The sequence below is a fragment of the Mycolicibacterium sichuanense genome (assembly GCF_033741125.1).
In the GTDB taxonomy this organism is placed as follows: Bacteria; Actinomycetota; Actinomycetes; order Mycobacteriales; family Mycobacteriaceae; genus Mycobacterium.
The window spans coordinates 194,943-208,053 of record NZ_JAWQPU010000005.1 but is presented as its reverse complement, the minus strand read 5'-3'; the positions used below and the strand labels follow the sequence as shown (position 1 = coordinate 208,053).

Annotated in this window: 15 protein-coding genes; 10 read left to right on the top strand and 5 right to left on the bottom strand. The window is 68.6% G+C overall.

From position 1 onward, the window contains the following. Positions 1-89: 89 nt before the first annotated feature. The 4 genes from SBI80_RS16920 to SBI80_RS16905 form a co-directional block, all read right to left on the bottom strand. Positions 90-350 carry a hypothetical protein gene (locus SBI80_RS16920; protein ID WP_318975965.1) on the bottom strand — a complete coding sequence of 87 codons (261 nt, stop codon included), beginning with the start codon at positions 348-350 and terminating at the stop codon, positions 90-92. Positions 351-517: 167 nt separating this feature from the next. Then, positions 518-1,258 (bottom strand): sirohydrochlorin chelatase, encoded by a 741-nt coding sequence (locus SBI80_RS16915; RefSeq protein WP_318975964.1) that lies wholly within the window; start codon positions 1,256-1,258, stop codon positions 518-520. After that, the gene (locus tag SBI80_RS16910) at positions 1,237-1,920 is read right to left on the bottom strand and encodes a phosphoadenylyl-sulfate reductase (protein ID WP_413232746.1); all 684 of its coding nucleotides are present in this window, start codon (positions 1,918-1,920) and stop codon (positions 1,237-1,239) included. The genes SBI80_RS16915 and SBI80_RS16910 overlap by 22 nt, the downstream gene beginning before the upstream one ends. A 52-nt stretch (positions 1,921-1,972) precedes the next feature. After that, positions 1,973-3,661 (bottom strand): nitrite/sulfite reductase, encoded by a 1,689-nt coding sequence (locus tag SBI80_RS16905; protein WP_318975962.1) that lies wholly within the window; start codon positions 3,659-3,661, stop codon positions 1,973-1,975. Between the two features lie 303 nt (positions 3,662-3,964). On the opposite strand from SBI80_RS16905, the gene hemW reads away from it, so the two are divergent. After that, a complete protein-coding gene (gene hemW, locus SBI80_RS16900) occupies positions 3,965-5,116 on the top strand; it encodes a radical SAM family heme chaperone HemW (protein WP_318975961.1) in 1,152 nt (383 codons plus the stop codon). Between the two features lie 9 nt (positions 5,117-5,125). Here hemW and SBI80_RS16895 read toward each other — a convergent pair whose 3' ends face one another. Then, positions 5,126-5,440, bottom strand: a complete 315-nt coding sequence (locus tag SBI80_RS16895; RefSeq protein WP_318975960.1) for a type II toxin-antitoxin system VapB family antitoxin — start codon at positions 5,438-5,440, stop codon at positions 5,126-5,128. Between the two features lie 108 nt (positions 5,441-5,548). Here SBI80_RS16895 and hrcA point away from each other — a divergent pair, with 108 nt between their 5' ends. The 9 genes from hrcA to era all read left to right on the top strand — a co-directional run bounded on the left by hrcA (position 5,549) and on the right by era (position 13,110). Beyond that, entirely contained in the window at positions 5,549-6,580 is a 1,032-nt protein-coding gene (gene hrcA, locus SBI80_RS16890; RefSeq protein ID WP_318975959.1) for a heat-inducible transcriptional repressor HrcA, read from the top strand. Between the two features lie 29 nt (positions 6,581-6,609). Next, positions 6,610-7,767 carry a molecular chaperone DnaJ gene (gene dnaJ, locus SBI80_RS16885; protein WP_318975958.1) on the top strand — a complete coding sequence of 386 codons (1,158 nt, stop codon included), beginning with the start codon at positions 6,610-6,612 and terminating at the stop codon, positions 7,765-7,767. 16 nt (positions 7,768-7,783) lie between these two features. Next, complete coding sequence (locus SBI80_RS16880; RefSeq protein WP_318975957.1) at positions 7,784-8,533, top strand: 16S rRNA (uracil(1498)-N(3))-methyltransferase; 750 nt, start codon at positions 7,784-7,786, stop codon at positions 8,531-8,533. A 142-nt stretch (positions 8,534-8,675) separates the two neighbouring features. After that, complete coding sequence (locus tag SBI80_RS16875) at positions 8,676-8,894, top strand: hypothetical protein (protein WP_318975956.1); 219 nt, start codon at positions 8,676-8,678, stop codon at positions 8,892-8,894. A 131-nt stretch (positions 8,895-9,025) separates the two neighbouring features. Continuing rightward, positions 9,026-10,054: a PhoH family protein gene (locus SBI80_RS16870; protein ID WP_318975955.1), complete on the top strand. Its 1,029-nt coding sequence runs from the start codon at positions 9,026-9,028 to the stop codon at positions 10,052-10,054. Next, a complete protein-coding gene (gene ybeY, locus SBI80_RS16865) occupies positions 10,051-10,587 on the top strand; it encodes an rRNA maturation RNase YbeY (protein WP_318975954.1) in 537 nt (178 codons plus the stop codon). Before SBI80_RS16870 ends, ybeY begins: the two co-directional genes overlap by 4 nt. After that, complete coding sequence (locus SBI80_RS16860; protein ID WP_318975953.1) at positions 10,584-11,888, top strand: hemolysin family protein; 1,305 nt, start codon at positions 10,584-10,586, stop codon at positions 11,886-11,888. The genes ybeY and SBI80_RS16860 overlap by 4 nt, the downstream gene beginning before the upstream one ends. Beyond that, complete coding sequence (locus SBI80_RS16855) at positions 11,885-12,202, top strand: cytidine deaminase-like protein (protein ID WP_318975952.1); 318 nt, start codon at positions 11,885-11,887, stop codon at positions 12,200-12,202. The genes SBI80_RS16860 and SBI80_RS16855 overlap by 4 nt, the downstream gene beginning before the upstream one ends. After that, positions 12,199-13,110 carry a GTPase Era gene (gene era / locus SBI80_RS16850; protein WP_318975951.1) on the top strand — a complete coding sequence of 304 codons (912 nt, stop codon included), beginning with the start codon at positions 12,199-12,201 and terminating at the stop codon, positions 13,108-13,110. The genes SBI80_RS16855 and era overlap by 4 nt, the downstream gene beginning before the upstream one ends. Position 13,111 lies beyond the last annotated feature (1 nt).

Sequence of the window (13,111 nt, the reverse complement as noted above, 5' to 3'; positions counted from 1 at the left end):
GACACGCGAACGGATCAACCGATTCCGCAGGGGCGCCACTTCGGTGACGCCCCTGCGGATGTTCGGATCGATCGTCGGCAGTCGGAAACCTACGAACTGCTGCCGTTGCGGTGCGTGCCGGGCTCGCCGGTGGGCGCCGGCGGAGCCTTGACCGGCGGGGTGAAGCTGTTCGGCCCACCGGGGGTGAGGCTCTTCTCCGTCGGCGACACCGACGTCGTGGTGGTTGTGGTCGTGCTGGACGGGGCGGGTGTTTCCTTGCTGCTACAGGCCGCGGTCAGCGTGCCCATGGCGATGATCGCGCTGCCGCCTGCGACGAGTGCCAGGCGACGAACCCAACGATCTGACTTCATGGTGACTTCCATTCCAATCCCCGTTTACGACAACGACCGCATCTCGGTCACTGGTGGCCAATCGCCAACGTCAATAATGATGCCACAACGAGAGCAAAGTTTGGCGAAAGCGTTGTGCCTCGTCGAGGCGCGCGGATCCCTGCGCAGCTACTGGAAGGCCGGGCGGGTCACGCCGCGATGCGGGCCGACCGGACCTCGTCGAATCGATCGAGCAGCGCGGCGGCCACCAGGTTGTGGGCGCCCAGCGGGTCGACCATCGGGATATCAAGGGTTGCAGCGGAATTGGCGACGCGGTCGGTGAGGCGGCCGTGGGCCAGGAACCACGGCGCGACGACCAGCCGGCGGGCGCCGCGCTGCTGGAGCATGGCCGCGGCCTCCGGGACCGTCGGGTGCGGGCCGGTGGCGAAGGCGACCTCCACGGCCCAGCGCGATCTCGCTTCGAGCGCGGGCTTGAGCTCGGCGGTCCGCGCATTGGCGGCCGCGTTCGACGAACCAACGGCGACGACGATCACACCGACGTCAGGGTGGTCGGCCGAGAATCCTGCAGCGGCGACCCGACGGCCCAGCAACGAGATCAGGGTTGGATCCTCGCCGAGCACGTCGGACTGCAGTACGTCCACGCCCGACTCGGCGATCACCGACGGCAGATCCACCCGCGCGTGATGGGCTGCTGCCAGCAGCATCGGCACCACCACTGCCGAACCGCCGGCTCGACCGACGTCGGCCAGCACCTCACCCACGTGCGGGGCGGCCTTCTCCAGGAAGGCGGCGCGGACGTCGAGGCCGGGCCGCAACCGGCGCATCCGGCCGGCAAGCGCGCGAGCCACCGCCGGCGACCGGGGATCCACGCTGCCGTGGGCGGCGAGGATCAGGACCTCCGGTCCGGTCACGAGGCGTGCAGCCCGCATTCCGTCTTGGCCTGACCGGCCCAGCGACCACTGCGCGGATCGGCACCCTCGATGGGCTTGGCCGTGCACGGCGCGCAGCCAATCGACGGGTAGCCCTCGAAGACCAGCGGGTTGACCAAGACGTCGTTGTCGTCGATGTAGGCCTGCATCTCCTCGTCGGACCACGCCGCGATGGGATTGACCTTCACCAGACCAAACGCCTTGTCATAGCTGATCAGCGGGGCGTTGGCGCGGGTCGGCGCCTCGACGCGGCGGATGCCGGTGACCCACGCCGAGTAGCCCTTCAGTGCCTTGCCCAGCGGCTCGACCTTGCGCATCCGGCAGCACGCCGCAGCGTCGCGGGAGAACAGGTCCTTGCCGAGCAACTGATCCTGCTCGGCCACGCTGTGCTCCGGGGTCACGTTGACCACGTTCACGCCGTATACGGCCTCGACCGCGTCACGGGTGCCGATGGTCTCGGCGAAGTGGTAGCCGGTGTCGAGGAACAGCACGTCGACACCGGGGCGCACCTTGGCCGCCATCGAGACGAGCACCGCATCCTGCATGTTGGACGCCACTACGTACTGGTCGCCGAAGTGATCGTCGGTCCAGCGCAGCAGTTCCTCGGCATTGGCGCCCGCCAGCTCTGCGGCACCCCGCTCGGCCAGCGCGACCAGGTCCATCTCCGTCGTCGTCAAGTCAGTCACCCTTGTTCTCCGCTCTTCGCGCAAGCGCTCATCGAAGGTTCGCCTCGTCTGCTCTCAAGGCCCAGACAGCGAAACGCTCGCCGGGCTCGCGTTGTTTCACGAAGTTGCGAACGACCCTGTCGATGTAGTCGCCGAGCTCGGCGCTGGTCACCTTGTGCTGGCGCAGTTTGCGGCCGAATCCACTGTCCAGACCCAGGCTGCCGCCCAGGTGGACCTGGAACCCCTCGACCGGTCCGTCACCGTCGTCGACCATCTGACCCTTGAAGCCGATGTCGGCGACCTGGATGCGGGCGCACGAGTTGGGGCAACCGTTGATGTTGACCGTCACGGGCACGTCGAGTTGTGCGTTGACGTCCTCGAGACGCTGTTCCAGCTCGGGGACGAGGGTCTGACTGCGCTTGCGGGTCTCGGCGAACGACAGCTTGCAGAACTCGATGCCGGTGCAGGCCATCAGGTTGCGGCGCCAGTGCGACGGCCGCGACGGCAGGCCGAGCGCGTCGAGGCCGACGGTCAGCTCGCTGATCTTGTCGTCGGGCACGTCGAGGATGACCAGCTTCTGATAGGGCGTGAACCGGATGCGATCCGAACCGACCGACTCGGCCAGGTCGGCGACCTTGGACAGGATGGTCCCCGACACGCGGCCGGCGATGGGGGCGACCCCGACGGCGTTCAGCCCGTTCTTGAGCCTTTGCACGCCGACGTGATCGATCGGCCGCGTGACCGGCTCGGGTGCTGGGCCGTCGATCAGCGGGCGCTTGAGGTACTCCTGCTCGAGGACTTCACGGAATTTCTCCACGCCCCAGTCCTTGATCAGGAACTTCAGCCGGGCCTTGGCGCGCAGCCGGCGGTAGCCGTAGTCGCGGAAGATGCTGACCACGCCCTCCCAGACGTCGGGCACCTCGTCGAGTGGCACCCACGCCCCGACGCGCTGGCCCAGCATGGGGTTGGTGGACAACCCGCCGCCGACCCAGAGGTCGAAGCCGGGGCCGTGCTCGGGGTGGACGACGCCGATGAATGCCACGTCGTTGACCTCGTGGACGACGTCCTGCTGACCCGAGATCGCGGTCTTGAACTTGCGCGGCAGGTTGGAGTACTCGGGCTTGCCGATGTAGCGCTTGACGATCTCGTCGATGGCCGGGGTGCCGTCGATCACCTCGTCTAGCGACTCGCCCGCCAGCGGAGACCCCAGCACCACCCGGGGGCAGTCGCCGCAGGCCTCGGTGGTGTACAGGCCGACCTCGTCGAGCCGACGCCAGATCTCGGGCATGTCCTCGACGCGGATCCAGTGGTACTGGACGTTCTCGCGGTCGGAGATGTCGGCGGTGTCGCGGCCGAACTCGGTCGAGATGCCGCCGAGGGTGCGCAGCGCAGCTGCCGTGAGGGCACCGCCGTCGCAGCGGACGCGCAACATGAAGTACTCGTCTTCGAGCATGTCGGTGTTGTCGTCGCCGGTCCAGGTGCCGTCGTATCCGGGCTTGCGCTGGGTGTAGAGCCCCCACCAGCGGAATCGGCCCCGCAGGTCGCCCTTGTCGATGCTCTCGAACCCGCCCTTGGCGTAGATGTTCTCGATGCGGGTGCGCACGTTGAGCGGGTTGTCGTCCTTCTTGGCCTGCTCGTTGGCGTTGAGTGGTTCGCGGTAGCCCAGCGCCCACTGACCCTCGCCCTTGGGGCGCTTGACGGGCTTGGAGGCTGCGGGCTTGGGATCTGCCTGGGTCATGGAATGGCCCCTTCGTCAGGGAGCCAGCGTTCCGATCGCGCGTCGTCACCGGTGGCTGTCCGGCGGCGCAGATCCGGCGGCCAGCTGGAAGTACAGGTGGACAGGTCTACGGCGTCAAGGCAGACAGCGACAGCTGCAAACGCGCTTGAAGTCGACATGCCGACGGACCACCAGCGAGATGCGGGTGGTCGAGGTGCGGGCAGCGGTCACGCGGGCCATTCTGCCACGAACGCCCCAACCCACTCCAACCGGGCCGTTCTTTCGCTCGTGCTGAGCGGAAGTCCGCTCTGTCAGACTGGTGGGATGACCTCCGGACGTGCTGCCGCACCCTTCGGCATCTACGTTCACGTGCCGTTCTGTGCCACTCGCTGCGGGTACTGCGACTTCAACACCTACACGCCGGCCCAGCTCGGCGGCGCGAACCCCGACGGGTGGCTCGAGGCGATGCGGATCGAACTCGGTCTCGCGGCGGCCCAGCTAGCAGCCCGCGGACCGCTGCCCGAGGTTGCCACCGTCTTCGTTGGCGGCGGCACCCCGTCGATGTTGGGCGGTGAGCGGCTCGCCGCGCTGCTCGACGCCGTGCGAGCGAACTTCGCGCTGGCCGCCGGTGCCGAGGTGACCACCGAGGCCAACCCCGAGTCGACGACGCCCGAGTTGCTCGATCGGCTGCGCGGCGCCGGCTACACCCGGTTGTCCCTCGGCATGCAGTCGACGGCACCGCACGTGCTGGCGGCACTGGACCGGGTGCACTCCCCGGGGCGGGCGCTTGCCGCGGTCGCCGACGCGCGCGCCGCCGGCTTCGCGCACGTCAACCTCGACCTCATCTACGGAACGCCGGGCGAGACCGATGACGACCTGGCCCGTTCGGTCGACGCGGCGATCGGCTCGGGCGTCGACCACGTGTCGGCGTACGCGCTGGTGGTCGAGGACGGCACGGCGCTGGCCCGGCGGGTGCGCCGCGGCGAGCTGCCCGCGCCCGACGACGACGTGCTGGCCACCCGATACGAACTGCTCGACGAGCGGCTCTCGGCAGCGGGCTTCGGCTGGTACGAGGTGTCCAACTGGAGCCGACCCGGCGGTGAGTGCCGGCACAACCTCGGGTACTGGGATGGCGGCGAGTGGTGGGGCGCCGGCCCCGGCGCGCACGGTTACGTCGACGGGATGCGGTGGTGGAACGTCAAGCACCCCAAGGCGTATGCGGCATCGCTGGCCGAAGGGCGGTTGCCGATCGCGGACTCCGAGAGCCTCGACGGCTCGGCCCGCCACGTCGAGGACGTCATGCTGCGCCTGCGGTTGCGGCAGGGGTTGCCGGTGACGACGCTCAGTGCCGCCGAGCTGGGCCGGGCGGACGGGGCGATCGCCGGTGGCCTGGTGCGGCGGCTCGACGATCGGCTGGTGCTCACCGACCACGGCCGGCTGCTGGCCGACGCCGTGGTGCGCGACTTGCTCGACTGAGCGCCGCGCCTAGGTCTGCTGGTCCAGCGGTAGGTCCATGTCGTAGACCCGCGCATGAAGCACCGCGCGGTTGCGTAGCGCCGCGCGCACCGCCTGGTGCACGCCGTCCTCGAGGTAGATGACGCCCTCCCACCGCACGGCGTGGGGGAAGAGGTCGCCGTAGAAGGTGGAGTCCTCCGACAGCAGCCGGTCCAGGGCCAGCACCGTGGTGGTGGTCACCAACTCGTCGAGGCGAATCTGCCGCGGCGGGATCTGCGCCCACTGCTTGTAGGAGAGCCCGTGCTCGGGATACGGCTTGCCGTCGCGGACGCCCTTGAAGATCATCGATGGATCCCGTTGAGCATGCAAAGAGGTTATCCGCCCCGGCCGCCTGGCGGGTGGCGCGTCGGTGCTGCTCGTCAACGTAAAATGAATCGAATTAGGAGGTGAACCATGGGTACGGCCGATGATCGTCGCTTCGAGGTGCTGCGCGCCATCGTCGCCGACTTCGTATCGACCAAGGAACCGATCGGATCGAAGAGCCTCGTGGAGCGCCACAATTTAGGCGTCTCGAGTGCCACGGTCCGCAACGACATGGCGGTGCTGGAGGCGGAGGGCTACATCGCTCAGCCCCACACCAGCTCCGGTCGGGTGCCGACGGAGAAGGGCTATCGCGAGTTCGTCGACCGGCTCGACGACGTCAAGCCGATGACCTCGGCCGAGCGCCGGGCCATCCTGACGTTCCTGGAGTCCGGCGTCGATCTCGACGACGTGCTGCGCCGCGCGGTCAAGCTGCTGGCCCAGCTCACCCGGCAGGTCGCCATCGTCCAGTACCCGACGCTGTCCACCTCGACCGTGCGCCATCTGGAGGTCGTCGCCCTCACCCCGGCGCGCCTGTTGCTGGTGGTCATCACCGACTCCGGCCGGGTCGACCAGCGCATCGTCGAACTCGGTGACGCGATCGACGACGTACAGCTGAGTCAGCTGCGCGAGCGGCTGGGGCAGGCGCTCGAGGGCAAGCCGATCACCACCGCGTCCGTCGCGGTGTCGGATCTGGCATCGCAGCTGGTGGGACACGGCAGCCTCGGCGACGCCGTGGGTCGCGCCGCAACCGTGCTCGTCGAGACCCTCGTCGAGCACGGCGAGGAGCGGCTGTTGCTCGGTGGCACGGCCAACCTCACCCACAACACCGCCGACTTCGGCGGCTCCCTGCGTTCGGTCCTGGAGGCCCTCGAGGAGCAGGTGGTCGTGCTGCGATTGCTGGCCGCCCAGCAGGAGGCCGGTAAGGTGACCGTGCGCATCGGACACGAGACCGCAGCCGAGCAGATGGCGGGCACGTCGGTGGTGAGCACCGCGTACGGCAGCTCCGGCAAGGTCTTCGGCGGCATGGGTGTGGTGGGTCCCACTCGGATGGACTATCCGGGAACCATTGCCAACGTCGCCGCGGTTGCTCTGTACATAGGCGAAGTCCTTGGCGCCCGCTAGGGGCGTGAAAAGGCTAAGAAGGGTTTGGCGTGGCACGCGATTATTACGGCCTGCTCGGGGTGAGCAAGGGCGCGAGCGACTCGGAGATCAAGCGGGCGTACCGCAAGCTCGCCCGTGAACTGCACCCCGACGTCAACCCCGACGAGCACGCGCAGGCACAGTTCCGCGAGATCAGCGTCGCGTACGAGGTACTGAGCGATCCGGAGAAACGCCGGATCGTCGATCTCGGTGGCGATCCGATGGAGAGCGCGGGCGCCGGCAACGGCTTCGGTGGCGGGTTCGGGGGTGGCTTCGGCGGCCTCGGGGACGTCTTCGAGGCGTTCTTCGGTGGCGGCGGCGGTGGCCGGGGTCCCGTCGGCCGGGTCCGGCCGGGCTCGGATTCGCTGCTGCGAATGCGCCTCGACCTGGCCGAGTGCGCGACTGGCGTGACCAAGCACGTCACCGTCGACACCGCCATCCTGTGCGACGTGTGCCAGGGCAAGGGCACCCACGGCAACTCGACGCCGGTCACCTGCGACACCTGCCACGGGCAGGGCGAGGTCCAGTCCGTGCAGCGTTCCCTGCTGGGACAGGTCATGACGTCGCGACCGTGCCCGGTCTGCGCCGGCGTGGGCGAGGTCATCCCCGATCCCTGCCACCGCTGTGGCGGCGACGGACGGGTACGGGCCCGTCGCGAGATCAGCGTCAAGATCCCGCCGGGAGTGGGCGACGGCATGCGGGTACGGCTGGCCGCGCAGGGCGAGGTCGGCCCCGGCGGCGGACCTGCCGGTGACCTGCACGTCGAGGTGCACGAACAGCCCCACGACATCTTCGTTCGCGACGGCGACGACCTGCACTTCAGCGTGTCCGTCCCGATGGTCGACGCGGCCCTCGGCACGTCGGTCTCGGTCGACGCGATCCTCGACGGCCCGACCGACATCGCCGTCGAGCCGGGCACCCAGCCAGGCGCGGTGACCACCCTGCGCGGCCACGGCATGCCGAACGTGCGGACGGGGGTGCGCGGCAACCTGCACGCCCACATCGAGGTCGTGGTGCCGTCGCGGCTGGACAATCGAGACACCGAACTGCTGCAGAAGCTCAAGGAACACCGCGTCCGCGACGTCGCCGAGGTCAAGTCGACCCATGCCGCGGCGTCCAACGGTGGCGGGCTGTTCAACCGGCTTCGCGAGACGTTCAGCGGCAGGTAGGCGGCATCCGCAGGCGATGAGTCGCGCGCTGTTCTACGTCGACACCGTTCCCGGGGTGGGCGAGCTGGCCGTCGTCGACGGCGACGAGGGATTCCACGCCGCGAACGTCCGACGGATCCGGGTTGGCGAGGAACTCGACCTCGGTGACGGTGCGGGCACCGTCGCGCACGTGGTCGTCGAAGGCGTCGCGAAGGGCAGTCTGACCGCACGGGTGCTGAGCCGGCAGGCCGTCGCCTCGCCTCGGCCCGAGGTCACCGTCGTGCAGGCACTGCCGAAGTCCGACCGCTCCGAGCTGGCCATCGAGCTGGCCACCGAAGCCGGCGCCGACGCGTTCATCGCGTGGCAGGCCGACCGCTGCGTGGCGCGCTGGGATGGAGCCGCGAAGGTGGAGAAGGGGCTGCGCCGGTGGCAGGCAGTCGCCCGATCGGGGGCCAGGCAGTCGCGCCGGCCGTACGTCCCGCCGGTCAGTGCGCTGGTGTCGACGAGGGAACTGGCGTCGCTGGTGGCGTCTCGCGCGGATGATGCCAGGGTGCTCGTGCTGCACGAGTCGGCGACCGTGCCGCTGACCGCCGCCGGGGTTGCCGAAACGGGTTCGCTGACGTTGATCATCGGGCCCGAGGGCGGCATCGGCGACGACGAACTGAAGGTGCTCACCGACGCGGGTGCGACCGCCGTGCGCCTTGGCCCAAGTGTGCTGCGAACCACATCTGCGGCCGCCGTGGGACTTGGCGCACTCGGGGTCTTGACGTCCCGATGGGACTTCTGAGCACGTTCACTGCCAACCGGCAATAAATTCCTGCCAATGGAATCAAACCCCTGAGCACGGTGTTTGATCCAGTGACCGGTTGCGAGGCTCTGTCAGCCGGTCGCACATCACCACAGAGGGCACGAAAGAAGAATCGCACCACATGAAGAAGTTTGGACTTGCCGCCATCGTTGCTAGCGGGCTCACCGCTGGGATCCTTGGAGTGGCGTCTCCGATCCTGGCGACCGCATCCGCGGAAGCCCTCCCCGTCGTCGAACTGCCCAGCTATTCGACCGGCGTGGACCACCACCAGTGGATCGACACGATCCACCCGAACGTGACCGTGCCGCAGGTCGACACGACCGTGCAGCAGAGTCGCTGATCCACCACCCTCGAGGAGGGGCACCCGCCGCCGGGTGCCCCTCCTTCGCGTCTACGTGGCGGTGACCAGCGGTAAGGTGGTCGCAGTCCACACCAACTACCTGAGCACGGAAGGCAGGCTCTGAACCCCACGTGACACCCCGCGAGACGACAGCCGCCTCGGACGACAACGTACGAAGCAGCATCGACGTGCCGCCCGAACTCGTGGTGGGCCTGCTCGGCTCCGCCGACGAGAACCTCCGTGAGCTCGAACGCCTGCTGACCGCCGACGTCCACGTGCGCGGCAACGCCGTGACGCTGTCCGGTCCGCCGGCCGACGTGGCCCTCGCCGAGCGCGTGACCACCGAGCTGATCGCCGTCGTCGCCGACGGCCAGACGCTGACGCCGGAAGCGGTGCGCCGCAGCATCGGCATGCTCACCGGCGGCGGCAATGAATCCCCGGCCGAGGTACTGACCCTGGACATTCTCTCCAGGCGGGGCAAGACCATTCGCCCCAAGACGCTCAACCAGAAGCGCTACGTCGACGCCATCGACGGGCACACCATCGTCTTCGGCATTGGGCCCGCCGGTACAGGCAAGACCTACCTCGCGATGGCCAAGGCAGTCAATGCCCTTCAGACCAAGCAGGTTTCGCGCATCATCCTGACCCGCCCCGCGGTGGAGGCCGGCGAACGCCTCGGCTTCCTGCCCGGCACGCTCAGCGAGAAGATCGACCCGTACCTGCGGCCGCTGTACGACGCGCTGCACGACATGATGGATCCCGAACTGATCCCAAAGCTGATGAGCGCCGGGGTAATCGAAGTCGCGCCGTTGGCGTACATGCGCGGCCGGTCGCTCAACGACGCGTTCATCATCCTCGACGAGGCCCAGAACACCACGCCCGAGCAGATGAAGATGTTCCTGACGCGACTGGGGTTCGGATCGAAGATCGTGGTCACCGGTGACTCCACACAGGTCGACCTGCACGGCGCCAAGTCCGGGCTGAGTGCTGCGATGGACGTCCTCGACGGCATCGAGGACATCTACTTCTCCGAGCTGACCAGCGCCGACGTCGTTCGCCACCGACTGGTGTCCGAGATCGTCGACGCCTACGCCAGATCCGAGGCGCCCGCCCTGAACCGGGCCGAACGCCGATCGGGCACCGGAAGGTCGCGCCGGTGAGCATCGAGGTCTCCAACGAGTCGGGCATCGACGTCTCCGAGGACGAACTGATCAGCGTGGCGCGCTTCACGCTGGCGAAGATGGACGTCAATCCCGGCGCCGAACTGTCGATGGTGCTGCTGGACACCCCCGCGATGGCCGACCTGCACATGCGCTGGATGGACCTGCCGGGCCCGACAGACGTGATGAGCTTCCCGATGGACGAGCTCGAGCCCGGTGGCCGGCCCGATGCGCCGGAACCCGGGCCGTCGATGCTCGGAGACATCGTGCTGTGTCCGGAGTTCGCCGCCCAGCAGGCTGAGAAGGCCGGACATTCACTCGCCCAGGAACTCGCACTGCTGACCGTGCACGGCGTGCTGCACCTGTTGGGCTACGACCACGCCGAGCCCGACGAGGAGAGGGAGATGTTCGCCCTTCAGCGCGAGCTGCTCGAGGAGTGGGTGGCCGACCAGGTTGCCGCCTACCACCAGGATCGGCAGAGCGAGAAGGACCGCAGACTGCTCGACAAATCCCAGTTCTTCGACCAACCGTGACCGCATTCGGCTCCCTCGTCGGCGCGTTGGCGCTGATCGCCCTCGGCGGCGTGTTCGCGGCAGTCGACGCCGCGATCAGCACCGTCTCCATCGCCAGGGTCGACGAGATGGTGCGCGACGAGCGCCCCGGCGCTGCCCGGCTGGCCCGCATGATCGAGGACCGGCCGCGTTACATCAACCTGATCGTGTTGCTGCGCATCACGTGCGAGACCGCGGCGACGGTGCTGCTGGTGGCGTTCCTCTACGAGGATCTGGGTCTGACCTGGGGTCTGCTGGCGGCGGCAGCCATAATGGTGGTCGTCAGCTTCGTTGCCATCGGCGTCGGACCCCGCACCCTCGGGCGGCAGCACGCCTACAGCATCGCGTTGGCGGCCGTGCTTCCGCTACAGGCAATCTCGGTGCTGCTGACGCCGATCAGCCGGCTGCTGGTCCTGATCGGCAACGCGCTGACGCCGGGGCGCGGCTTCCGCAACGGCCCGTTCGCCTCGGAGATCGAGCTGCGCGAGGTCGTCGACCTGGCCCAGCAGCGTGGCATCGTCGCCGACGACGAGCGAAGGATGATCCAGTCGGTCTTCGAGCTCGGTGACACGGTGGCCCGCGAGGTGATGGTGCCGCGCACCGAAATGGTGTGGATCGAGAGCGACAAGACCGCTGGTCAGGCCACCTCCTTGGCGGTGCGCAGCGGGCATTCCCGGTTGCCGGTCGTTGGGGAGAACGTCGACGACATCGTCGGCGTGGTCTTCCTCAAGGACCTGGTGCAGCAGACCTACTACAGCAACGGCGGCATCGACACCAGGGTCGGCGAGGTGATGCGGCCGCCGGTGTTCGTGCCCGACTCCAAGCCGCTGGATGCGTTGCTGCGCGAGATGCAGCGCGACCGCAACCACATGGCGCTGCTGGTGGACGAATACGGCGCGATCGCTGGCCTGGTCACCATCGAGGACGTGCTGGAGGAGATCGTCGGCGAGATCGCCGACGAGTACGACACCGACGAGGTTGCACCGGTGGAAGAACTGGGCGACAAGAGTTTTCGAGTCTCGGCCCGGTTGCCGCTCGAAGACCTCGCCGAACTCTACGAGATGGAGCTCGACGCGGACCTCGACGTCGACACCGTCGGCGGTCTGCTGGCCCACGAGTTGGGGCGGGTCCCGCTGCCGGGAGCCGAGGTGACGTGGGATGCGCTGCAGTTGCGCGCCGAGGGCGGTCGCGATCACCGCGGCCGCGTGCGGATCGGCACCGTACTGGTCAAGCCCACCGAGCAAGGCGACGAGGCCGACGAGGCAGGGGAAGGCGACGAATGAGTCTGGATGGGGAGGACGCGAAGTTGGTCACCCTCGCCCGCGGGGCGATGGCCCGCGCGGAGGCGGACAGCGGTGCCGCGGTGCGCGACCTGGACGGGCGTACCTATGCGGGTGCTCCCGTCGCCCTGGCGGCGTTGCCGCTGACGGCGCTGCAGGCCGCGGTGGCCGCGGCGGTGTCCAGCGGTGCGGCAGGGCTGGAGGCTGCCGTACTGGTCGGCGGCTCCGCCGATGACGCGGGGGTGGCCGCGGTGCGAGAGCTGACGGCCGATGCGGTCGTCATCGTCACCGACCGTGCCGGGAACCCCGCCCCGTGAGCGCCGGGGACGCCGAGTTCCGCTCGGGCTTCGTCTGCTTCGTCGGCCGCCCCAACACCGGGAAGTCGACGCTGACCAACGCGCTCGTCGGGACCAAGGTGGCGATCACCTCGAACCGGCCGCAGACCACCCGTCACACCATCCGCGGCATCGTGCACCGCGACGACTTCCAGATCATCCTCGTCGACACCCCGGGCCTGCACCGGCCCCGCACCCTGCTCGGGGAGCGGCTCAACGAGCTGGTGAAGGCCACGTATTCGCAGGTCGACGTCATTGGTCTGTGCATCCCCGCCGACGAGGGCATCGGTCCCGGCGACCGGTGGATCTACGAGCAGATCCGCGCCGTGGCGCCGCACACCACGCTCGTCGTCATCGTCACCAAGATCGACAAGGTGTCCAAGGAGAAGGTCGCCGCGCAGTTGATGGCCGCCAGCGAGCTCACCGGCGGCACCGCCGAGATCGTGCCGGTGTCGGCGACCACCGGTGAGCAGGTGGATCTGCTGACCGACGTGCTGGCGGCGCAGCTGCCCCCCGGACCGGCGTTCTATCCCGACGGGGAGCTCACCGACGAGCCCGAGGAAGTCCTGATGGCCGAGCTGATCCGCGAGGCCGCACTCGAAGGCGTGCGCGACGAGTTGCCGCACTCGCTGGCCGTGGTGATCGACGAGGTCGAGCCCCGCGAGGGCCGTGACGACCTGATCGACGTGCACGCCATCCTCTACGTCGAACGCGATTCGCAGAAGGGCATCGTGATCGGCAAGGGCGGGGCCCGGCTCCGGGAGGTCGGCACCGCCGCGCGTCATCAGATCGAGACGCTGCTGGGTACCAAGGTGTACTTGGACTTGCGGGTGAAGATCGCCAAGAATTGGCAGCGCGACCCCAAACAGCTTGGCCGCCTAGGCTTCTGAG

What these genes read in the sequence shown, in the direction of transcription:
- SBI80_RS16920 (WP_318975965.1), bottom strand. Translation starts at nt 350, where the DNA reads ATGAAGTCAGATCGTTGGGTTCGTCGCCTGGCACTCGTCGCAGGCGGC.
- SBI80_RS16915 (WP_318975964.1), bottom strand. Translation starts at nt 1,258, where the DNA reads ATGCGGGCTGCACGCCTCGTGACCGGACCGGAGGTCCTGATCCTCGCC.
- SBI80_RS16910 (WP_413232746.1), bottom strand. Translation starts at nt 1,920, where the DNA reads ATGGACCTGGTCGCGCTGGCCGAGCGGGGTGCCGCAGAGCTGGCGGGC.
- SBI80_RS16905 (WP_318975962.1), bottom strand. Translation starts at nt 3,661, where the DNA reads ATGACCCAGGCAGATCCCAAGCCCGCAGCCTCCAAGCCCGTCAAGCGC.
- hemW (WP_318975961.1), top strand. Translation starts at nt 3,965, where the DNA reads ATGACCTCCGGACGTGCTGCCGCACCCTTCGGCATCTACGTTCACGTG.
- SBI80_RS16895 (WP_318975960.1), bottom strand. Translation starts at nt 5,440, where the DNA reads ATGATCTTCAAGGGCGTCCGCGACGGCAAGCCGTATCCCGAGCACGGG.
- hrcA (WP_318975959.1), top strand. Translation starts at nt 5,549, where the DNA reads ATGGGTACGGCCGATGATCGTCGCTTCGAGGTGCTGCGCGCCATCGTC.
- SBI80_RS16880 (WP_318975957.1), top strand. Translation starts at nt 7,784, where the DNA reads ATGAGTCGCGCGCTGTTCTACGTCGACACCGTTCCCGGGGTGGGCGAG.
- SBI80_RS16875 (WP_318975956.1), top strand. Translation starts at nt 8,676, where the DNA reads ATGAAGAAGTTTGGACTTGCCGCCATCGTTGCTAGCGGGCTCACCGCT.
- SBI80_RS16855 (WP_318975952.1), top strand. Translation starts at nt 11,885, where the DNA reads ATGAGTCTGGATGGGGAGGACGCGAAGTTGGTCACCCTCGCCCGCGGG.